This window comes from Arthrobacter sp. TMT4-20, assembly GCF_054510775.1.
Genome location: NZ_JBTNDW010000001.1, coordinates 455,324 through 476,250 on the forward strand (window position 1 = coordinate 455,324; position 20,927 = coordinate 476,250).

Genomic DNA, 20,927 nt, shown 5'->3' on the forward strand with positions numbered 1-20,927 from the left:
CACCCTACATAACGTCAGTCCGCTTATAGCGACATTTGGCTGCGGGAGGCTAACAGTGGTCGGTTTCGGTAGTGTGTGCCGGTATGGGACACACTACGACGGCGGCGGAAAAGCAAAATGCCAGGCAGCTCTTTCGTTCCAGGCGCCGAGAAATGTCCAATGAAGAGCGTCTCCGCTCGGCTGCTGGCCTGGCTCAGCAGGTCCGACAACGGCTGCAGGCATCGTCAGGCCCCCACGGCGGTTTGATCGCCGCCTACCTATCAATGGACCCTGAACCAGGGACCGCGCGGCTCCTTGACGCGTTAAACCGCGACGGATACGACGTCGTCGTGCCGATCTGCGAGCCTGACTATCAGCTGTCCTGGTGCCAGTGGAGCGCCGACGCCGAACTGCGCCGCAGCCCTCGCGCGCCCCTGATGGAACCTGTAGGTGAACGCTTCAGCTTTTCCGAGCTACTGGACCGTCATGGCTTGCCCTCCCTCGTTTTGGTGCCAGGACTGGCGGTCGACCACACCGGCACCCGCCTGGGACAGGGCGGCGGCTACTACGATCGGTTCCTTGCCCAGGCACGGACGGTGGTGCCGGACCTCCCGGCGGCAGCATATCTCTATGAACACGAACTGTTACCGAAGCGGTCGCTTGCTAAGACCGAACTCGACATGCCGCTCAGCGGCGCGTTCACCCCCTCCGCGTTCCACCGGCTGAGCCCTGCAGCGTAGCGGTGTAGACTTAGCACTCGGGACCTTAGAGTGCCAGTCGAACCGACTTGGGTGACCGATCCCCAAGAACACAGCTTGTCCAGGAGGATTTTCTTGCCTACTTACGCATACGCCTGCAGAGACTGCGAACACGCTTTCGACATTCACCAGGCCTTCTCCGATAACTCCCTGACCGTCTGCCCTGAATGCGACGGATCGCTTCGGAAAAAGTTCAACAGCGTGGGGGTTGTCTTCAAGGGGTCCGGTTTCTACCGCAATGATTCCCGCGACAGCAAGAAGTCAGTCGACGTCGGTGCGAGCAATTCCGTGGCGTCCACCGGCTCGGGTTCTGAATCGTCGTCCAGCAGCTCCGAGAACAAACCCAGCACCACAGGCCCGGGCAAGGATGCCTCCCCGGCCCCCACGAAGTCAGCACCGGCGACAAAGACCACCGCGGCCGCCAGCTAGGGACACCGCTGAACACCGTCTGCCACAGTGGCTTTATCCACATAGCAGGCGAAGCGCCCCTCGTGCTCCCAAGGCGGTTCTAATGTTTGTGGATGGCCCTTGGCAAACATCCACCACGGCACCCCCAACGAGCCGGGGAATCCTCGCACCGCGTCGGGCGGTTCGTGTTCCGAAACCGCAGGCTCCTGGCAGCAATGCTGTTCTGCCTGGCCACGGCAGTGGCCGTGGAGGCGTTGATCCCTCCCGAGCAGACCCGCGTCGGCGTTGTTGCGGCGGCGGCAGATCTCCCGGTGGGTACCGTTCTCACTGCCGCCCACCTGACCATTGTTGAACTGCCGGCCGAGGCGGTCATGTCCGCGTCCTTCGCCGACCCGAGCGAAGTAGTGGGTGAACAGCTCGCCACTCCCCTGCCGCACGGCTTCGTTCTCACCCCCACCGCCTTTGTCGGATCAGGGCTGCTCACCGGCGCACCCGCAGGCACCGTCGCGGTACCCTTACGCCCGTCGGACCCGTCAACGGTCCAGCTGCTGTCCCCCGGCCACTATGTGGAAGTTGTGCTCAGCACGGGGAATGGCTTCGACGTACCTGGTGACACAACCGTGCTGGCTCGGGGTTTGCCGGTGCTGTGGACCTCGGCTACCCCCAGCAGCGGCCCATCGGGCGTCTGGCCGGGCAACTCTGAGAGCGAAGGGCTCGTGGTGGTTGCCGCAGCACCGGCAGACGCCGCAGCCCTGGCGGGCGCCTCCAGCACCGGCAACGTTCATCTGGTGCTGACCGGCGCACCACCCGGCTAGGCCATCGAGTTAGGACATCGAGTTAGACCATCGAGTTAGACCATCGAGTTAGGGCACGGCGAGGACATTGCGCTAGCGCACGGCGTCCTTGGTTCGGCTGCCAGGGCCGCCAGTCAGGACCGTCAGTCCCAGTGCGGGGGACGCTGGTCCTTCAACCACGCTTCATGGGACTCGTCGCGCTCACCCCATGAATCGGCCTCATCCTCTGCAGCGCGCTTGGGCAGGACACTGTCGTGGCTTGCCTGGCCTGTCCCGCTCATGCTCGTCCCGCTCTGTGAGTTTGAATGTCGTCCACTGGTCACCTCGGGCAACCCCAGATAGCGTCCAATCAGATCAGCGCATCCGTTCGGGTCGGTGAACACCTCGATGGTCCAGAGGGGCATGTACCGCCACCCCATCCGCTCAAGGAGTTGGGGGCGAAGCCTGCTTCGCTCCCGAACCGTCATGGTGCGGTACCTTTCGGTCCCATCGGATTCGATAGCGATCGGTGGCGTCTGCATGCCGGAACCTGACTCGTCGGACGGCTTACCTACTGTTCCCGGCCCTGCTGTGGCGACGATGTCGAGAACACCGTCATAGTGGTCCAGCACGTGGGCACCACGGTCGCGAAGTCGATTGACCAGATCCGCGACCAGCGGATCTGGGTTCACCGGTGCTGCGGGCTCCCCTGACGGATCCGGGGTCTCTCCGGTCCCCTCCCCCAGCTCCCGCTCGAGCAGACCGAAGAAATCCAACGCTCCATTGTCGAGCCGGGTGGGGTCGAGGTCCGTTGGGAGGAAGCACGTAACAATGTGGAGTTGGTGACGCGCCCTGGTCATGGCTGTGACGAACCGACCGCGACCATCGGGGCCGGACAGCTGGCCGAAGTTATGCAGTGCCCTGCCGTGCGGGGTCCGCCCGAAGCCAAGGGAGAAGATCACGCAATCCCGGGTGAGGCCCGCGGCCCGCTCGACCGGGACCACTCGGAACGATTCCTTACCCGGGGCGAAGAAGTCAGCCGCCCAGGGCAGCTCTGCCATCCGCTGTCTAATCGCCTGGCCTACCCGCCCTGCGTGCCGGGCGCTAGCGGTTACCACTGCCAGCGAACTGCTGGGACGGCGTCGGATGTGTTCGAAGACCAGTTCCACGACACGGCTGACTTCGGCCGCAACGCTTTCCACACCGGCCTGATCGGCGCTCGGCATTCCGGTGCCGTCCGGTAGATAGTCGACGGTGAGGGCCCGGCCGGTACCCGAAACTTCCGAACCATGAGGTAGCCGGGAGAGCCGGCCGTCATAGAAGGTGTCGCTCAGATAGCCGGTCAAGGCCTTGTCAACGCCCCGATACACCACGCTCAGCGGACTGGTGGGGAAGATGCCAGAGAGGGCCGAGTAGGCGCTGGTGAGCTGGTCGGCTTCCTGAGGTGACTCGGCTCCAGCGCCGACGCTGAAGCTTTGGGGTCCACCGAGGCGGTCATCGCCGAAAGCGATGACCTGGGTTGCCCTCGCCAGAGCCGGAACGGCCGACTGCAGGGAGATTGATTCGGCATCCAGAACAATGACCGCGTCAAAGGTTTTGTCGGCTGGTAGCACCATCGGAAGCATGAGGGGACTCGCCGCCCAAACCGGCATGAGGGCGGTCACCAGGTCGTCATCCTGGGCACTGAGCCCAGCGAGATCCAGGGTGCCTGTGCGGAGCAGTTCCCGGAGCTTCTCCGCTTCCGCGGGATGCGCCGCAAGCGCCGTCCGCCAGCGTTCAGCGAGGGCAAACCGGAGCCGTCCTGGACCGGAAGCGATGTGCGCATTGTCGGCCAGACGGTAGTCCGCTTCGAGCCGGCGCAGGCTCTCGCCGTCGGACATTGCCAGATAGTCGTCACCGCTGATCATGGCGTCGAGGGCAGACTGCCACCACGCCAGTTCCAGTTCGGATCCCACCTGACGCGCGCTTACTTCGCGCCGCGCCAGATCATCGAGCAATTCGCCCAACCCACGTTCACGCATTTCGTCGAGCAGCAGGGTGCGCTCCGGCAGGGTTGCGAGGGTTTGTCTGTCCCTGGCGAGCTCGGCGAGGCGTTGGCCCAGCTCTTCCAGCGGCATAGCGGCCAGGTCAACATGGCCGGGGGTCGTGGCAAGTACTTTGGTGAGCTCGTCCAGCTCCCGGCGGATCTTGTGGTGGAAGTTGTTGATCTCGGCTAGACCCGTTGGCACAGAGGGGTGCCGTTCAGTCGTCGCGTACCGGGTCCAGAGCGTCCGCTGCTGCTGCACTTCCACCAGGGAAGTGTGCAGGTCGGCGATGTGTACACCGGGGCGAACATATTCCTTTGCCACCCTGCGAAGCCGCGATCGGGTCATCGAGCTCATCTCGATGGCGCGCTCCCGACGCCAGGACGATGAGGCCGTGGCGGTGATGAGGTCGGTGACCGGCCGGTCGAAGATATCTGGCGTGAATTTGTCGAGGCTTGCCCGGACCGCCGCGAGGAGCTCCAATTGCTCTCCCCACTCGGTGAACGAACCGCCGAGACTGATTTGGGAATGATCGGCTACCCGCAGCACCTTTTCCCGAAGCAGCGGGATGTCGCGGGCCAGGTCGACGGCCAGCTCGTGTGCACGCTCAGTTTCCTTACGGTTCAGCAGCTTGGCGCCGTACCAGGGACTTTCTACGGCCGAGGCGCTGAAGCTGCCCAGTTCTGCTGCCCTGCGGAGCCGGCCAGCGAGCTCAACGCGGTCGGGGATGCTGTCCATCACGCTACGGAGCAGGCGAACCGTTGTTGCCGGCGAGGGATTCAGCGAGGTCAATTCCGCCAGCGATTGCATTGCCTGGTAGGGCGAACAACCCCAGCGGCTTCGCACGTTGTGCAGAGACCTCACATGGTCCTGCAGCTGATGGCGGTGGTCGACCAGAGTCTGGTGGAGTCCGTCCAGCTCGGGCCGCGTCGCCTTCTCGTTCCGCACGATCGCCCGGATCAGCTGGTCTTTGAGTTGCTGTTCATTGATGTTGGCATTGAGCTGCAGGACCAGCGAGCCAAGGTTCAGTGTGTCCAGTTCCTGGACCACTTCGTTGAGGGTACCGCGACGCTCAGCCACCACTAGGACGCTCTTGCCCTGCTCGGCAAGAGCCGCAACGGCGTTGAGCGCGGTCTGGGTCTGGCCTGATCCTGGGGGTGCCGACACCACCAATGACCGTCCCTGGATGATCTGGTCCAGGACCTGCTGCTGCGCAGAGTCGGCATCCCTGATCAGCAGTTCATCGGCTGGCAGACGTTCATCAATCGGTGTTGCCAGCTCAGGGGCGTCCGGTGCCGCAAGTGCGGGCTGTCCCTCCTTTGCCGCATCCACCAGGGCTGCAAGCACGGGATGGTCGGAGCGGATGGCCGGATCGTCGGCGACGTCAGCGAGATCGGCAAAGGTGGACACGAGGAGATGGTGCTCGATGGCCATCCCACGCACACCCTCGGTCAGTGCACGGAGCTTGTCCAGGACCGGCAACGGATCGAAGCGCGCTGTGCCGTAGGCCAGTTTGGCGACGGACTCGGGGTCGAATGACATCCCCTGTGCTGACCGCAGGTGGCGCACCAGCGCGGGGTTAAGCCGCGCATGCTCGGTGAGCTGGAGTTCGTAGTCATCCTGGGACGCATGAACCGTCAGTGAAACCGAGGTCAACAGAACCGGCGCGGTCAGCGACTCGGACCGGCCGTCGTCGTCGACGCTGCGCCAGGCGGCGGTCCCGGCAGCGAGATAACCGACGTCGATACCGCGCTCGGTGCCCACCTCGTAGATCTTCGCCCGAAGGACCCGTGCCGCCTTCATCGCAGCCGCGTACTGACCCGGGTCCCGGAGGAGAGTGGACAGCCGGGTGCGACGGCCAGCAAGGAGCTGGGCGAGACCCGAGGGGTGGGCGTGCGTGAGATCGATGCTGTTGGCCGACGCAGGTGAGAAGTGCAGCAGGGTGTCGGCACCCGCGTGGGCGCCGAGCTGCTTGAGCCACGGCAGGAGGAAGTTCCCAGCGGAGTCCCCGGGATCCTGCACTGACACGGTGGTCTCCATTTCTGCGGTTATTTTCGACGATCTCGACCAGATGGGCATGCCTTCCAAGCTATCCGACAAGGGTGGTCACGGCGGGGCCGCAACACCGGGGACGGTCAAATACCCTTCCCAACCGGGGTCGGACTACTCCCACTCGATGGTGCCTGGCGGCTTGCTGGTGATATCCAGCACCACCCGGTTCACTCCCTCTACCTCATTGGTGATGCGGTTGGAGATCCGGGCGAGCAGGTCAAACGGCAGGCGGGACCAATCGGCGGTCATTGCATCTTCACTAGACACGGGCCTGAGTACGATCGGATGCCCATAGGTTCGACCGTCACCCTGCACTCCGACGCTCCGAACGTCGGCGAGCAGCACGACGGGCATCTGCCAGACCTCGTTGTCCAGTCCGGCCGCTGTCAGTTCCGCACGGGCGATGGCATCTGCCCGGCGCAGCAGGTCAAGCCGTTCCTGGGTTACGTCGCCGACAATCCTGATTCCCAGACCTGGGCCGGGGAACGGCTGTCGACCCACAATTTCGGCGGGCAGCCCAAGCTGCGCGCCGACCGCCCGGACCTCGTCCTTGAACAGGGCACGAAGGGGTTCGACGAGTTCAAACTGCAGGTCCTCGGGAAGACCCCCCACATTGTGGTGGCTCTTGATGTTCGCAGCACCTTCGCCGCCACCGGACTCAACGACGTCGGGGTAAAGGGTGCCCTGCACCAGGAAGCGGATCTTTTCACCGTGTGCTTGAGCCTCGGCGATGATCGCCCGCTCGGCTTCCTCGAAAGCGCGAATGAACTCGCGGCCGATGATCTTGCGCTTGGTTTCAGGATCGCTGACCCCAGCCAGTGCGTCCAGGAACCGCTTTTGTTCATTGGCTACGTAGAGGTTGACGCCGGTCGCAGCAACGAAGTCACGCTCGACCTGCTCTGCTTCCCCCTCGCGGAGCAGACCGTGATCCACGAATACGCAGGTCAGCTGGTCGCCCACAGCCCGCTGCACCAGGGCTGCGGCGACGGCGGAGTCAACCCCTCCGGAGAGCCCGCAGATGACGCGCGCGTCCCCCACCTGCTCGCGGATGCGGTCTACCTGCTCTTCAAGAATGTTGCCGGTGGTCCAGTTGGCGTCAAGCCGTGCGCCCTTGAACAGGAAGTTTTCCAGCACCTGCTGCCCGTGGTCCGAATGTTTCACTTCAGGGTGCCACTGCACGCCGTAGAGGCGCCGTTTTTCGTCGGCGAAGGCAGCAACCGGGGCACCAGCGGTGCTGGCCAGAACCTCGAATCCATCGGGTGCGGCCTGAACGCTATCGCCGTGGCTCATCCAGGCGTTCTGGTGCTCGGGGACACCGTCGAGCAACGATCCCCCGACGCCGGACGCTGCGACGTCGGTGGAGCCGTACTCCCGAAGCCCGGTCTTCGCGACCGTACCGCCCAGGGCTGAGGCCATGGCCTGGAAGCCGTAGCAGATTCCCAGGACGGGCACGCCTGCCGAGAACAGCTCGGGGTCAACCCGAGGTGCACCCTCGGCATAGACGCTCGAGGGACCGCCCGACAGGATGATCGCCACCGGGTTTTTGGCCAGCAGATCGGCTGTTTTGAGGGTGTGCGGCACCACCTCGGAGTAAACGTCCGCGTCACGGACCCGGCGGGCAATGAGCTGGGCATACTGGGCGCCGTAGTCCACCACCAGCACCGGCCGGTGGCTGGTTTCGGAGATCTCCTCGAGGGGGGTGGCGGTGGCTTCGGCTTGGCCTGAAACTCCGGGTCCGGGTGCGGGAATAGTCACGCATCAACAATAGTCGCCATGGGCACCCGACCGCACATTGCGACGGCCCGATATCGCTAGTACCGAGACGCTGCCTCGGGGTGGGCGGCGAGCTCCTGCTCTACCTGACGGTGGATCCGGCGTTCAACAATGAAGGACAGCAACGGCACAACCCCACCCAGGGCCATCACCAGGAACTGTTTGAACGGCCAGCGCATCATCTGCCACAACCGGAAATCAGCGATCAGGTACACCACGTACATCCAGCCATGCACGATCAGCACAGTGGTGGAAAAGTTGAACCCTTCGGCGGAATCCGAGAACTCCTTGTCAGTCAGGGACAGCAGCCCCTCGGGTCCGCCGATCATGATGTGGGATTGCATGCCGTAGGCGGCAATCATCTCCACGACCACCAGCAGCAGCATGATCCCGGTGGCGTAGGCCAGCACCTTGTAGAACTTCACGGCGGAGAGAATCTGGGCGTGGGTGCCGCCGAACCGTCGCTTGGTTTTCTTAGCGGTACCAGCTCTGCCGTCGATGGATTTGTTGACGTCTGGCGTGCTCACTGTCGTACCTCATTCGTAGTTGTTTCACGCTCGGACGGGGCGACTTCTTCCGCCTCGTCATCTTCTGCTTCTTCGAGGGTGCGCCGGTAATCATCAGCCACCAGGCGCCACCAGAGGAAGAAGGCGAACCCGGCAAAGACAAACCATTCCACGGCGTAGAAGATGTTCAGCCAGTTCAGCGGGGTCTCCTGCGGCTGGGGACCGACTGTGACGACCTCCAGTGGATCCTCGGGTGCCTGCTGCGCTCCAGCCAGCGTGGTGCTTGTTGAGACGACGAAGCCGGAGTAGATGGCCCGGTCCCACCGGTTGGTGAGGTCGGCAGTCGCGAGGGTGGGAATCTGGCCAGCGACTGGTCGCTCGGCGACCGGGCCCTCAGCTGGAAGCAGCCGCCCGATCACGGAGCCTGGACCTACCAGCTCAGGCACCTCAATCGCCGCTGTGGCGTCGGCGATCCAACCGTGCACCACCGGAATTACTGTCTGCTCGTCGAAACCGGTCACCGCCACCGTGGTCCCCTGATCGACCGCAAAGGCCGAGATCAACCAGAACCCCGCCCGGTCTTCCTGAAGCCGATCCTGCACCAACACCGTGGTGTCAGCGAGAAACTCGCCATCCATGGTGATCATCTGGTCCGCGACCGGCGCTGTCATGGGGACACCCGGGCTAAAAACGTCGGTTAGCGGTTGTACCTGCTCGGTGGCGCTCTCTGGGGGCGGCGCTTCACCGGACGAGTTGGAGAACTGCCATTGGCTCAAAAGCACAAAGACTCCCGCAATCACCATGGCGAGGATCAGTGAAAGGATCCAACGGGGTTTCAGCGCGGTTTTGAGCACACCTTAACGGTACTTCGTCACCGTGTAGAAAACCGAATGCACCCGAGAATTCCCAACCGGCCAGCAGTGGGCAATTTAGTGATTGGGAAGTGTCTACCACTTGGGTGCGAAGGCGCTAGGATGGTTGATCGTGCGCTCGTATCCCTACCCTGACCCCGGCCCTCCGGACCTCCGCTCCCCTTCCCGCTATCTGCTCTGGCTCGCATCGAAGCAAAAAGCAACTCTTCTGGCCGGAGTAGTGTTCGGCACTGCCTGGATGGTCGCCCAGGCTGTAATGCCCTATGTGCTGGGCCGGGCCATCGATGAAGGCGTGGTGGCAGGCGACTTCGACCGGCTCCTGCTGTGGGTGGGCGTCCTGATCCTCCTGACCGTCGTGCAGGCAGTCGCAGGCACTCTCGAGCACCGCACGGCAATCAGCGGCTGGCTGCAGGCGGCCTTCCATTCGATCCGTTTGATCGGCTACAAGATCACCCGTACCGGGGATGCTTTGCCGCGGCGGCTCTCCACCGGTGAGGTGGTTTCAACTGCGGCCTCGGACGCCACCCGGTTGGGCGAGATTTACGCGGTATCGGCCCGGCTGGCCGGCTCCATCATGGCCTGGCTGGTGGTCTGTGTGCTCATTTCACAAACCTCCCTCCTGCTCGGTCTGATCGTCCTGATCGGTGTTCCTGCGTGCTGCGGCCTCCTGCTCTTCGTGGTCCGCCCCCTCCAGGCCCGTCAGCGTGAACAACGCGAAGCGTCCGGCAAGATGACCGCCGTCGGCGCCGATACGGTGGCCGGGCTCCGGGTGCTCAGAGGAATCGGCGGTGAGCACATTTTCGTGAACCGCTACCGTCAGCACTCCGCGAAAACCCGGGACTCTGGCATCCGTGTTGCGTACTCCCTGGCCGATCTCGAAGCTTCCCAGGTATTCATTGCCGGGGCCTTCAGCGTGCTGTTCACCTGGGTCGGCGCCAATCTGGCCCTCGCCGGCGAGATCGAGCCGGGACAGCTGGTGGCGCTCTACGGCTATTCGATCTTCCTCATGACTCCGATTCGCGCGGCTGCCGACAGCGTGGCCCGCTTCATCCGGGCACATGTTGGTGCCCGCAAGATTATCGCCGTTCTCGTCGTCGAACCCGACGTAACTGACAGGGACACCACTTCCCCAGCACCACCCCCCGGCGCTACGCTGCACGACGCCAGCACCGGCGTGCTCATCCACCCCGGTCGGATGACCGCGGTGGTGTCGGTGGACACCGCCGCGTCAGCCGATCTGGCAACCCGGCTGGGCCGGTTTGAGGACGAGGTGCTCCACCTCGCCGAAGTCCGCTGGGGTGCCGAACCGTTACACAACATCGCACTGCAGGACATCCGCCAGCGGATCGTGGTGAGCGAGGCGAACCCCCAGCTTTTCACCGGCTCCCTGCGCTCCGAATTGGATCCACAGGCGAGGCATGATGACACGCGCATTCTTGCCGCCCTGGACGCCTCCAGTGCACTGGACATCCTCGACGGAATCGACGACGGCCTGGACCACGAGGTGACCGAGCGCGGCAGGGGCTTTTCGGGTGGGCAGCGTCAGCGCCTGGTCCTCGCTCGCGCCCTGCTGACTGAGGCCGAGACGCTGGTGCTGATCGAACCAACCAGCGCCGTCGATGCCCATACCGAGTCCAGGATCGCTGCCCGGCTGAAGGGCCTGCGGGGCGGCGCCGACCAGACCACGGTTGTGGTGACGGCCAGCCCGCTGATGCTCGGCGTCATGGACCACGTCATTTACCTTGAGGATGGCCGTGTGGCCGCTGAAGGAACGCACCTGGAGCTGCTGACCAGCCAGCCCGCCTACCGAAACGTGGTAATCCGAAGTGAGTGAAACAACTGCCGCTCCCGACCCGACCGGGAAGCTTCCGGTTGCGGACCCGCCCCAGGTTCGAGCCGAAGCCGCGCGGCTAATCAGGCACCACCGCGGCGGACTTTCCCGCGTCATTGCGCTTTATGTTGGGTCTGCCATCGCCGGACTGGTGGGACCAGTACTACTCGGTCGAGTGGTCGACGCCGTGGTCGAGGGAACCACTTCGGACTATATTGCGGTCATTTCGCTGATCATGCTGGGGTTCCTGATAGTTCAGGCCCTCCTGCGACGACTGGCCGTCCGGGCCGGAATGGTGTTCGGGGAAACGGTTTTCGCCGAACTGCGCGAGGACTTCATGAAACAGGTCACCTCGCTGCCGCTGTCCACCGTGGAAAAGGCCGGAACCGGTGACCTCGTATCCCGCACCACCAACGACGTCGACGCCGTCTCCCACACTGTGCGGTTCGGTGTGCCCCAGGTGGTGGTGTCGATAGTGACCATCCTGCTGACCATCGGCGCAGCAGTGATCACCTCGCCGATCCTCGCACTGGCTCTATTGGTCGGCCTCCCCGTGCTGTATCCGGTGACCCGGTGGTACCTCAAGCGAAGCTCGGCTGGTTACCAGAAGGAACGGGAAACCTACGCCGTCGTGAACGGCTCGATCACCGAAACCATCGAGGGCGCCCGCACGGTAGACGCTCTTGGGCTGGGTGCGCTGCGCCGGGACCGCATCGATGGAGCGTTGACGGACAGCTACCGGGCCGAGCGGTACACCCTCTGGCTGCGCACTGTGCTTTTCCCGGCAGCCGACTTTGCCTTCTGGCTGCCGGTGGCGGGTGTGCTGCTCTGGGGCGGCTGGCTCGCCTCCCTCGACGTCGTTACCCCCGGCGTCGTAGCAACGGTTGCCTTGTTTGCCGTGCGGCTCATTGATCCGGTGGATCTCCTGATCATGTGGACCGACGAAATTCAGGTGGGTGCCGCATCGCTGGCGCGCATCGTAGGGATCAAGGAGGTTCGGCCGGATCGGCACGCCACCGATAATGAGCCGTTGAACGACGACATCCTCGTATCCAAGGCACGGTACGCTTACCGCCCCGGCCACGACGTCCTGCATGGTGTGGATCTGCAGTTACGTCGGGGGGAACGGCTGGCAATGGTCGGGCCCTCAGGCGCTGGTAAGTCCACCCTGGGACGGTTGATTGCCGGGATTCACCCGCCCACCGCCGGTTCGGTCACCGTCGGAGACGTGCCCCTGGTTGATCGTCCCCTCGACGCGCTGCGCCGTGAGGTGGCACTGGTCACTCAGGAACACCATGTGTTTGTCGGATCCCTGGCGGACAACATCCGCCTCGGTAAGGACGATGCGACGCAGGCGCAACTCGAACAGGCCCTGGACGACGTCGGGGCGCTGGGTTGGGCGCGCGCCCTACCGCTCGGACTCGAAACCGAAGTGGGTTCCGGCGCGCACGAGCTAACCCCAGCCCAGGCCCAGGAACTTGCACTCGCGCGGCTGGTCCTCGCCGACCCGCACACACTGGTCCTGGATGAGGCAACCTCATTGATCGATCCGCAGGCCGCCCGCGATCTGGAACGCTCGCTGAACGCGGTACTGGAGGGGCGGACCGTGGTGGCCATTGCCCACCGCCTGCATACGGCTCACGACGCCGATCGGGTGGCCATCGTGGAGAACGGCAACATCACCGAGCTCGGCTCGCACGATGAGCTGCTCGCCCTTGATGGTTCCTATGCGGCGTTGTGGAAGTCATGGCGGTCCGAATGACGACCGCCATGACAACGGGCTTCTCGCAGACGGCTCAGTGGTCGAAGAACACCAGTGAGGAATTGATCAACTCGGCGATTACCTCGGTGTCGTGGGCACGCCTGAGTGATTCCCTGAAGTTCTCCTTGAACAGGGACCGCGCCAGCGTGGCCAGCACCTCGAGGTGTTCCGAGAAGGACTGCGACGGCGTGGCGATCAGCAGGACCAGCGTCGCCGGTCCGTCCACTGCCCCGAAGTCGAGGCTGTGGCCATATTTGGTGACGCCCACCGCGATACTGGTCTGGTTAACGTAGTCGCTGCGCGCGTGCGGCAGCCCTACCCCACCCGGCAGCCCGGTAGCCATCTGGTGTTCCCTCGAATTGACCTGCGCAAGGAACCCCTCGAGCTGCGAGATACGCCCCGCCTCGAACAGTTTGGTGGCAAGCTGTTCCGTCGCCGCTTCCTTGTCGGCGGCAACCATCTCCAGGATCACCAGATCAGGGGTGGTCAAAACGGCATCGGTGAATTCCAGGGATCGCTCGGTCATGGTAGACCTCTCGCGGGTTGCATTGGGCAGGCGGCACGGCGTCCAGACCGCGGTCCTAGCTTAGCGGCACAATATCTTCGACTCCCATCCGGGCATTGTCTGCCAGGACGTCGTCGGGCTGCTCCTGACTCAGCCGCTCGGCTTCTACCCGGGCGAGGTAGTGTTTGACCTCGCGGTCCACCTGGGCGTCGCTCCAGTCGAGGAACGGCGCCATCAGCGACGCGACCTCAGGAGCCGCCGACACGCCACGGTCCCAGGATTCAATGGAGATCCTGGTGCGGCGGGTGAGGACGTCGTCGACATGGCGCGCGTTCTCATGGGTTACCGCGTAGACCACTTCAGCTCCAAGATAGTCATCTGCCCCTGGCAACGGCTCGCCGAGGCTCCTGTCCTCGCGGATCAGCGCGAGAATGTCCTCCGCATGGCTTCCATAGCGCTGCAGGAGGTGTTCCACCCGTGCCACGTGGACACCCGACTGGTCGGCCATCCTGGCACGCTTGTTCCATGCCGCCTTGTACCCTTCAGCGCCCAGCAGCGGAACGGTTTCGGTGCAGCTGGCGGGGACCCGCTCGTCCAGTGCCCGGGTCGCCTCATCCACCGCGTCCTTGGCCATCACCCGGTAGGTGGTCCACTTGCCCCCAGCGACGACCACGAGGCCCGGAACCGGGTGCGCGACCACGTGCTCCCGTGAAAGTTTCGCCGTGGAGTCACTTTCGCCAGCCAGAAGCGGCCGCAGCCCGGCGTACACACCCTCGACGTCTTCCCGGGTGAGCGGGCGGCGCAACACCTTATTGACATGCTCCAGGATGTAGTCGATGTCCTTGGAGGACGCGGCCGGGTGCGCCTTATCCAGGTCCCAGTCGGTGTCGGTGGTTCCGATGATCCAGTGACGACCCCAGGGGATAACGAACAGGACGGACTTCTCGGTGCGCAGGATCAGTCCCACTGTGGACTGGAAGCGGTCCCGCGGAACGACGAGGTGGATGCCCTTTGAGGCCCTGACCTTCATCTGGCCGCGGTCGGTGACCATAGCCTGGGTTTCGTCGGTCCAGACGCCCGTGGCATTGATGACCTGCTTCGCGCGGATGTCGAACTGTTCGCCGGTTTCCTGGTCCTTGACGCGGGCTCCGACCACACGTTCACCCTCGCGGAGGAAATCTACTACCGTCACCCGGTTGGCGACTTTGGCCCCGTAGTGATCTGCGGTCCGCACCATGTTGACCACATACCGCGCGTCGTCCACCTGGGCGTCGTAATAGCGGATGGAGCCCACCATTGCGTCTTCTTTAAGGCTGGGGGCGGCCCGGAGGGTCCCGCGACGGGAAAGGTGCTTGTGCATGGGGACGCCCCGCGAGTTGCCTGAGGTCATGCCCATGGTGTCGTACAGCAAGATTCCGGCACCCACATAGGGGCGCTCGAAGAACCGCTTGGTGAGCGGGTAGAGGAACGGTACCGGTCGGACCAGGTGCGGTGCGATTCGCTGGATCAGCAGGCCGCGTTCTTTGAGGGCCTCCTGTACCAGCGCGAAGTCGAGCATTTCGAGGTACCGCAGACCACCGTGGATCAGCTTCGATGACCGTGAGGAAGTGCCTGATGCCCAGTCGCGGGCTTCAACCATCCCCACGTCCAGTCCGCGGGTCACGGCGTCGAGCGCCGATCCAGCGCCGACGACGCCGCCGCCTACGATCAGGATGTCCAACTCTCTACCGGACTCCGAGGTGGCTTTCAACGCTGCTAGCGCGTCTTCACGGTTCTTCGGGCTCAGTGCTCCTGATGACATGGCGGCGATCCTTCGTCGGGTTCGATACTACGTCCCCCAACCTTAGCAATCAGCCGTTGGAAATGTAGGGGGAAAGAACTACTTCCACCCGCTGGAACTCCTTGAGGTCCGAGTAGCCGGTGGTGGCCATCGCCCGGCGCAGGGCGCCAATCACATTGGAGGTTCCATCCGTGTGATGCGACGGCCCCCACAGCACCTCCTTGAGCGGACCCACCGTGCCAATCTTGACCCTGTCGCCGCGGGGTAGTTCGTCGTGGTGAGCCTCCTGGCCCCAGTGCCAGCCCTGTCCCGGCGCTTCCTCGGCGCGGGCCAGTGCCGAACCGAGCATGACCGCGTCGGCACCCATCGCGATGGCTTTGACGATGTCACCGCTGGCACCCATCCCGCCATCCGCGATCACGTGCACGTAGCGACCGCCTGATTCATCCATGTAATCCCGCCGTGCGGCTGCTACGTCCGAAATGGCCGAAGCCAGCGGTGAGTGGATGCCCAGGGCGCGTCGCGTCGTCGTCGTCGCACCCCCGCCAAACCCGACCAGCACGCCGGCAGCACCGGTGCGCATCAGGTGCAGCGCCGGGGTGTAACCGGCGGCTCCTCCGACGATGACCGGGACGTCGAGCTCATAAATGAACTGTTTGAGGTTCAGGGGTCGGTCGTCCTTGGAGACGTGCTCGGCGGAGACCGTGGTGCCACGGATCACGAAGATATCGACCCCGGCGGCGAGGACGGTCTTGTAGAACTGCTGGGTGCGTTGGGGTGTCAGAGAGCCGGCCACCGTGACCCCGGCCTCGCGCATTTCGGCGAGCCTGCTGGTGATCAGGCCCTCCTGGATTGGCGCGTTGTAAATTTCCTGCATCCGGCGGGTGGCCGCCGGACTGAAATTCTCGGTGCTCAGGTTCGCGATCTCGTCCAGCATGGGCTGGGGATCCTCATAGCGGGTCCACAAACCCTCAAGGTTGAGCACGCCAAGACCGCCCAGCCGCCCCATGGCAATGGCGGTCTCCGGTGACATCACGGAATCCATCGGTGCGGCGATGACTGGCATTTCGAACTGGTAGGCGTCGATCTGCCATTGCACGGACACGTCATGGGGGTCACGGGTGCGGCGGGACGGAACCACCGCTACGTCATCGAGGGAGTACGCCCTGCGTCCGCGCTTGCCTCGGCCAATTTCAATCTCGTTAGTCACCTGACAAGGTTATCCCAGGGCGACACGCAAGGACTCCGCGGCGGGTTTCCCGGCGTTCAGCCGGCCTTTCGCCCTGAATTAGGGGGCTCCACCCACCAGATCCCACCAGAAGGTGATAAGCCTACTTTCTTTTCGCCCCACAAGAGGGCTAGGGTGGATGGCATCCCCGACATCGCATCCCGGACATGGGAGCCTACCTGGTACCGGTCCTCCGATCTCACTAGTGAAGGAGTTGTCGACATGCAGGAGCTGGAGCAATGGCCCACCGGGAGGCTATTAACCACCGCGGCGCGACTGGTCGACCATGCCTGGAACGCGGGGCTGGTTGACCTCGGACTCACCCATGCCGGGTACACCGCGCTGCGGGTGTTGCAGGATTACGGCCCGATCAATCAGACCAAGCTGGCTCAGCTGATTCGTGTACAGAATCAGACCATGGGTAAAACCATCGAGAAGCTTCAGGTGAATGGCTACGTCAATCGCGTCCGGGGCGAAGTGGACCAGCGAATCCAGATGGTTTCAGTTTCCGACGCCGGTAGGAGCGCGCTGGTCAGTGCACTCAAGATCGAACAGAACCTCATCGCCGGTGGCGGGCTGCTCTCCGACACCCTCAGGGCGGAGCTGCGCAACCTGATCGAAGAATTGGGTGCAGGACGCAACGGTGGCGCTCAGGCCGCAGGCTAATATTTCGCAGCCCTTTCGACGTAGACTGCCGTGTGCAGGGATTATCCGAGCACATTCTTCGAAAGGCAGAGGCTTATGGGCGACAAAAGTAGGCTTTCACCGGAGCAGCCCTTCCCGGCGGACCTGGCTCCCCTGGAGGATAGCCAGGTTGAAATTCTGAACAGCAAAATCCACCGTCAGCTGGACACCGAATACACCACGGATCACGAGCCCGATCCGGAAACCGAGTCCCGCTACGAGGAGCTCAGGGCCGAACTTGACTACCGAGCCGCGGACCATCAACTGCCCGTGGACGGACGAGACGCGTTTGCCACCTCGGCTCAGGAGCCGAAGGACAAGACCTCGGCTTAGGGCTTGCCGATCAGGTTTCAGTAACGGTGTTCGGGTCAAGCCCAAGCTGGCTCTCAAACATCCTGAAATACCGGCCACGGAGATTCACGAGTTCATCGTGGGTTCCCGACTCCGCGATCTGCCCATCCTCCAGCATGTAAATGATGTCGGCTTTCTCGATGGTCGCCAGCCGGTGGCTGATGGCAATAATCGTGTGTTCCCGGTCGGCAAAGAGCCGGCCGAAGATGCGGTGTTCGGCAAGCGCGTCGATCGCCGAGGTGGGCTCGTCCATCACGATGAACGGGGCACCGCGGTAGAAGTTGCGGGCCATCGCCAGTCGCTGCCATTGCCCGCCGGACAGCCCACTCCCCTTCCGTCCACGGGGGTCTTCCATCCAGTTGCTGACATGGCTTTCGAACCCGTTCGGGAGGCGACTGATGAAGTCGCTGGCCTCGGCGTCGCGGGCGGCCCGCTCGATCCGTGTATCGTCCCGTGGCAATGACACATCCCCGAAGTAAATGTTGTTGGCCGCCGTTGCGAATTCGTACTTGAGGAAATCCTGCGACATCACCGCGAGATGCCGATGCCATGAGCTGATGTCCAGACCCCTCAGGTCCTGCCCATCCAGCAGCACCTTGCCCGACTCCGGCTGGTACAGCCCGGCCAGAACGCGGATCAGGGTCGACTTTCCCGCACCGTTTTCCCCGACAATGGCTATGTGCTGTCCCTTCCGGATGCTCAGGGAAATGCCCTTCAGCACCCGAACTGACCCACCGGTGTAGGTGTAGGAAATATTCTCCAACGTCACCTCAGCCGGGGCTTTGGCCAGCACCTCTCCACCGCCGACGGCCGTGGGGTATTTCATGAATTCCTCGTAGTCCTTGAGGTTCGCGAGGTCCTCATCGATTGAACTGAGTGAAGTGACCAGCGAATTGGCGGTCGTAAGGGCGCGGCTGACAATCTGCTGGATGTAGAGGAACTGTCCCACCGGCTGTGCCCGGGCAATGATTTGACCTACCACCCAGATCAGGGCCACCACTTCGGCGCCGTATTGAAGTGCATCGGCAGCCAGTTGTTTGGGAATGTACCGCTTTTGGAACTCCAGTCGGCGGAGTTCGTCGGCATCGCGGAGGCGGGACCGCAGGTCCATCAGGTAGCCCACGATGCCGTAGAGCCTCATCTCGGCAATATGTTGCGGCCGAATCAGGTTCGTTTCTATCAGCCGACGCTGCCGGCGTGAATCCACCTGGGTATTCCAGTGGGCCATTTGTTCGCGGGATAGCTTGAACTGTAGGTAGACGCTCGGGATGATCGCGATCAGTACGATCAGTGCGACCCACCAGCTGACCAGCAGGAGCGCGCCGATGGCCAGGACCACCGAGGCTAGCTGGGTGAAGATCGCAGCGATCCGGTCGAGAACGCGCGCATAGGAATCCGAGAACCGTTTGGCCCGGTCGTACAGGTCAACGGTGTCCTTGTCGTCGTACCGCCAGAACTCGAGCGCGAGAAACCGTTCGTACATCAGGTCACCCACCACCGCTCCCACCCTGAAGCTCATGACCTGCTGGATATACCGGTCCACGCTGGTGAAGGCGCCCCAAAACAATCCCAGGCCGGCGGTGATCAGCACATAGAGCACTGCCTGCTGGCCGGCGTCGGGATTCCCGGCGTAGGCCTCGGCAAGCGCGGTCGTGGTCAGCGCGGCGAAATAGGTGGTCACCAGCGGGAGGACAGCCGCGATCAGCGACCCCACGACCTTCATGACGACGGCGCCCGGTGACGCTCTGAAGCTCACTCTCAGGACCTGTCCGACGGCGCGCGCGTAGGGTCTCAGGGAAAGCCTCGGTCGAGGGACCCGGGGTGGGCGGAGCTCATCATCTGTCATGGATCCTCACCGTTCTGCCGGGACCCATGCATGCTGCTGACCCGCGCCCGGTGCGTTACTTGCTGCCGTAGTTCGGAGCCTCGACGGTCATCTGGATGTCGTGGGGGTGCGACTCCTTCAAGCCGGCGGAAGTGATACGGACAAACTTGCCCTTTGCCTTCAGCTCTCCGATGGTGCGGGCACCCGTGTAGAACATGGTCTGACGCAGTCCCCCGACCAGTTGGTAGGCGACGGACTCGAGCGGTCCGCGGTAGGCAACGCGGCCTTCGACGCCTTCGGGGATCAGCTTGTCGTCCCCTGTGACGTCGGCCTGGAAGTAGCGGTCCTTCGAGTAGGACGTATTCTTTCCGCGGGTCTGCATGGCGCCGAGGGAACCCATGCCACGGTAGGTCTTGTACTGCTTGCCGTTCACGAAGATCAGTTCGCCAGGGGCTTCGGCCGAGCCGGCCAGCAGCGAGCCGAGCATGACGGTGTCGGCGCCGGCGACCAGCGCCTTGCCGATGTCGCCCGAGTACTGGAGTCCGCCGTCGGCGATCACGGGCACCCCTGCCGGGATGGCAGCCTTGGCTGATTCATAGATGGCGGTCACCTGGGGTACGCCAACGCCCGCCACCACTCGAGTGGTGCAGATGGATCCTGGGCCTACCCCGACCTTGATACCGTCGGCGCCGGCGTCGATCAGCGCCTGGGCGCCGTCCCGTGTTGCTGCCTGGCCACCGATGATGTCGACGTGAGCCACTGATCGTTCGGCTTTGAGCCGGGCAATCATCTCGAGGACACCGGCACTGTGCCCGTTGGCGGTGTCAACGAACAGGGCGTCAACTCCGGCGTCCACGAGGGCCATGGCTCGATCCCAGCCATCACCGAAGAAGCCGATAGCGGCGCCGACCCGCAGCCGGCCTTCGTCGTCCTTCGTGGAGAGCGGATACTGCTCGGCTTTTGTAAAGTCCTTAACAGTTATCAGTCCTCGAAGGATGCCTTCTCCGTCGACGAGCGGAAGCTTTTCAATTTTGTTCTTGGCCAGCAGCCCGATCGCGTCCTCACCACTGATTCCGACCTGCCCGGTCACCAGCGGCATGGGAGTCATGACCGCGCGCACCAGGCGGTGTGGCCACTCATGTTCGGAGACGAATCGGGTATCACGATTGGTGACGATGCCGAGCAGATGCCCGGCGTCGTCGACGACGGGAAGACCCGACACCCGATAGTGGCCGCATAGTTCGTCCAGCTCAGCAAGGGTGGCATCGGGTCCGATGGTGACCGGATGAGCGATCATGCCGGACTCGCTGCGCTTGACCCGGTCCACCTGCTCCGCCTGATCCTGGATCGACAGGTTCCGGTGGATCACGCCGAGGCCGCCCTGTCGGGCCATTGCCACGGCCATGCGTGCCTCGGTGACGGTGTCCATTGCCGAGGACAACAGCGGGGTCTGAACGGTAATGCGCTTGGAAACGCGCGAACTGGTGTCAGCCTCGGACGGGATCACATCGGTGAGGCCGGGCAGGAGCAGGACGTCGTCGTACGTCAGGCCAACGAATCCGAATGGGTCATGGGTTTCGTTGCGCTGGGACGGCTGGGTCACTGCATCGCCTCTTTCTCAGATGGTCTGTGGGTAGAAGCTGGCCGAGGGATATTCGAATTGCCAGACTCTCATCCTAAAACGATTGCCGGGTGCACCCTATTCCGGGAGCGTGCGATTCGACACAGCCCGGATGGATCAGGAATGGAGCAGAGCATCAATCTGGTGGGTTATCAGCCGATAGTAGGAGCTGGAGTGGATAGGGAGAACTGCCCA

General features: G+C 63.5%; 16 protein-coding genes. 7 read left to right on the forward strand and 9 right to left on the reverse strand.

Features of this window, described 5'->3' with window-relative positions; all coding sequences use genetic code 11:
• The first annotated feature begins 83 nt into the window (after positions 1-83).
• The 3 genes from ACX80Z_RS02080 (at position 84) to cpaB (ending at position 1,960) form a co-directional block, all read left to right on the forward strand.
• The gene (locus ACX80Z_RS02080) at positions 84-719 is read left to right on the forward strand and encodes a 5-formyltetrahydrofolate cyclo-ligase (protein WP_459314775.1); all 636 of its coding nucleotides are present in this window, start codon (positions 84-86) and stop codon (positions 717-719) included.
• A gap of 93 nt (positions 720-812) precedes the next feature.
• Positions 813-1,166, forward strand: coding sequence for an FmdB family zinc ribbon protein (locus ACX80Z_RS02085; RefSeq protein WP_024476859.1), 354 nt, complete (start codon positions 813-815; stop codon positions 1,164-1,166).
• A gap of 92 nt (positions 1,167-1,258) precedes the next feature.
• Positions 1,259-1,960, forward strand: coding sequence for a Flp pilus assembly protein CpaB (gene cpaB / locus ACX80Z_RS02090; RefSeq protein WP_459314776.1), 702 nt, complete (start codon positions 1,259-1,261; stop codon positions 1,958-1,960).
• A gap of 122 nt (positions 1,961-2,082) precedes the next feature.
• On the opposite strand, the gene ACX80Z_RS02095 is transcribed toward cpaB, so the two are convergent.
• From ACX80Z_RS02095 to ACX80Z_RS02110, 4 genes are all read right to left on the reverse strand, one after another.
• The gene (locus ACX80Z_RS02095) at positions 2,083-5,982 is read right to left on the reverse strand and encodes a DUF4011 domain-containing protein (RefSeq protein ID WP_459314777.1); all 3,900 of its coding nucleotides are present in this window, start codon (positions 5,980-5,982) and stop codon (positions 2,083-2,085) included.
• A 123-nt stretch (positions 5,983-6,105) separates the two neighbouring features.
• The gene (gene guaA, locus ACX80Z_RS02100; protein ID WP_116778350.1) at positions 6,106-7,656 is read right to left on the reverse strand and encodes a glutamine-hydrolyzing GMP synthase; all 1,551 of its coding nucleotides are present in this window, start codon (positions 7,654-7,656) and stop codon (positions 6,106-6,108) included.
• 149 nt (positions 7,657-7,805) lie between these two features.
• The gene (locus tag ACX80Z_RS02105; protein ID WP_019481582.1) at positions 7,806-8,294 is read right to left on the reverse strand and encodes a DUF3817 domain-containing protein; all 489 of its coding nucleotides are present in this window, start codon (positions 8,292-8,294) and stop codon (positions 7,806-7,808) included.
• On the reverse strand, positions 8,291-9,127 hold the full coding sequence (locus ACX80Z_RS02110) for an SURF1 family protein (RefSeq protein WP_459314778.1): 837 nt from the start codon (positions 9,125-9,127) through the stop codon (positions 8,291-8,293). Before ACX80Z_RS02110 ends, ACX80Z_RS02105 begins: the two co-directional genes overlap by 4 nt.
• A 130-nt stretch (positions 9,128-9,257) precedes the next feature.
• Here ACX80Z_RS02110 and ACX80Z_RS02115 point away from each other — a divergent pair, with 130 nt between their 5' ends.
• Positions 9,258-10,979, forward strand: a complete 1,722-nt coding sequence (locus tag ACX80Z_RS02115) for an ABC transporter ATP-binding protein (RefSeq protein ID WP_459314779.1) — start codon at positions 9,258-9,260, stop codon at positions 10,977-10,979.
• Entirely contained in the window at positions 10,972-12,738 is a 1,767-nt protein-coding gene (locus tag ACX80Z_RS02120; protein WP_459314780.1) for an ABC transporter ATP-binding protein, read from the forward strand. Before ACX80Z_RS02115 ends, ACX80Z_RS02120 begins: the two co-directional genes overlap by 8 nt.
• A gap of 34 nt (positions 12,739-12,772) precedes the next feature.
• Here the strand turns inward: ACX80Z_RS02120 and ACX80Z_RS02125 are convergent, their stop codons facing one another.
• From ACX80Z_RS02125 to ACX80Z_RS02135, 3 genes are read right to left on the reverse strand one after another with little or no spacing between them, the layout of a single operon-like run.
• A complete protein-coding gene (locus ACX80Z_RS02125; RefSeq protein ID WP_024476852.1) occupies positions 12,773-13,264 on the reverse strand; it encodes a PTS sugar transporter subunit IIA in 492 nt (163 codons plus the stop codon).
• Between the two features lie 55 nt (positions 13,265-13,319).
• Positions 13,320-15,044 (reverse strand): glycerol-3-phosphate dehydrogenase/oxidase, encoded by a 1,725-nt coding sequence (locus ACX80Z_RS02130; protein ID WP_024476851.1) that lies wholly within the window; start codon positions 15,042-15,044, stop codon positions 13,320-13,322.
• A gap of 49 nt (positions 15,045-15,093) precedes the next feature.
• The gene (locus tag ACX80Z_RS02135) at positions 15,094-16,233 is read right to left on the reverse strand and encodes a GuaB3 family IMP dehydrogenase-related protein (RefSeq protein ID WP_019481576.1); all 1,140 of its coding nucleotides are present in this window, start codon (positions 16,231-16,233) and stop codon (positions 15,094-15,096) included.
• 153 nt (positions 16,234-16,386) lie between these two features.
• Here ACX80Z_RS02135 and ACX80Z_RS02140 point away from each other — a divergent pair, with 153 nt between their 5' ends.
• On the forward strand, positions 16,387-16,917 hold the full coding sequence (locus ACX80Z_RS02140) for a MarR family winged helix-turn-helix transcriptional regulator (protein ID WP_459314781.1): 531 nt from the start codon (positions 16,387-16,389) through the stop codon (positions 16,915-16,917).
• A gap of 75 nt (positions 16,918-16,992) precedes the next feature.
• Entirely contained in the window at positions 16,993-17,268 is a 276-nt protein-coding gene (locus ACX80Z_RS02145) for a hypothetical protein (protein WP_019481574.1), read from the forward strand.
• A gap of 10 nt (positions 17,269-17,278) precedes the next feature.
• Here ACX80Z_RS02145 and ACX80Z_RS02150 read toward each other — a convergent pair whose 3' ends face one another.
• Together ACX80Z_RS02150 and guaB are read right to left on the reverse strand one after the other, a co-directional pair.
• A complete protein-coding gene (locus ACX80Z_RS02150; RefSeq protein ID WP_035766237.1) occupies positions 17,279-19,132 on the reverse strand; it encodes an ABC transporter ATP-binding protein in 1,854 nt (617 codons plus the stop codon).
• 55 nt (positions 19,133-19,187) lie between these two features.
• Entirely contained in the window at positions 19,188-20,714 is a 1,527-nt protein-coding gene (gene guaB, locus ACX80Z_RS02155) for an IMP dehydrogenase (protein ID WP_019481572.1), read from the reverse strand.
• Positions 20,715-20,927: the final 213 nt, after the last annotated feature.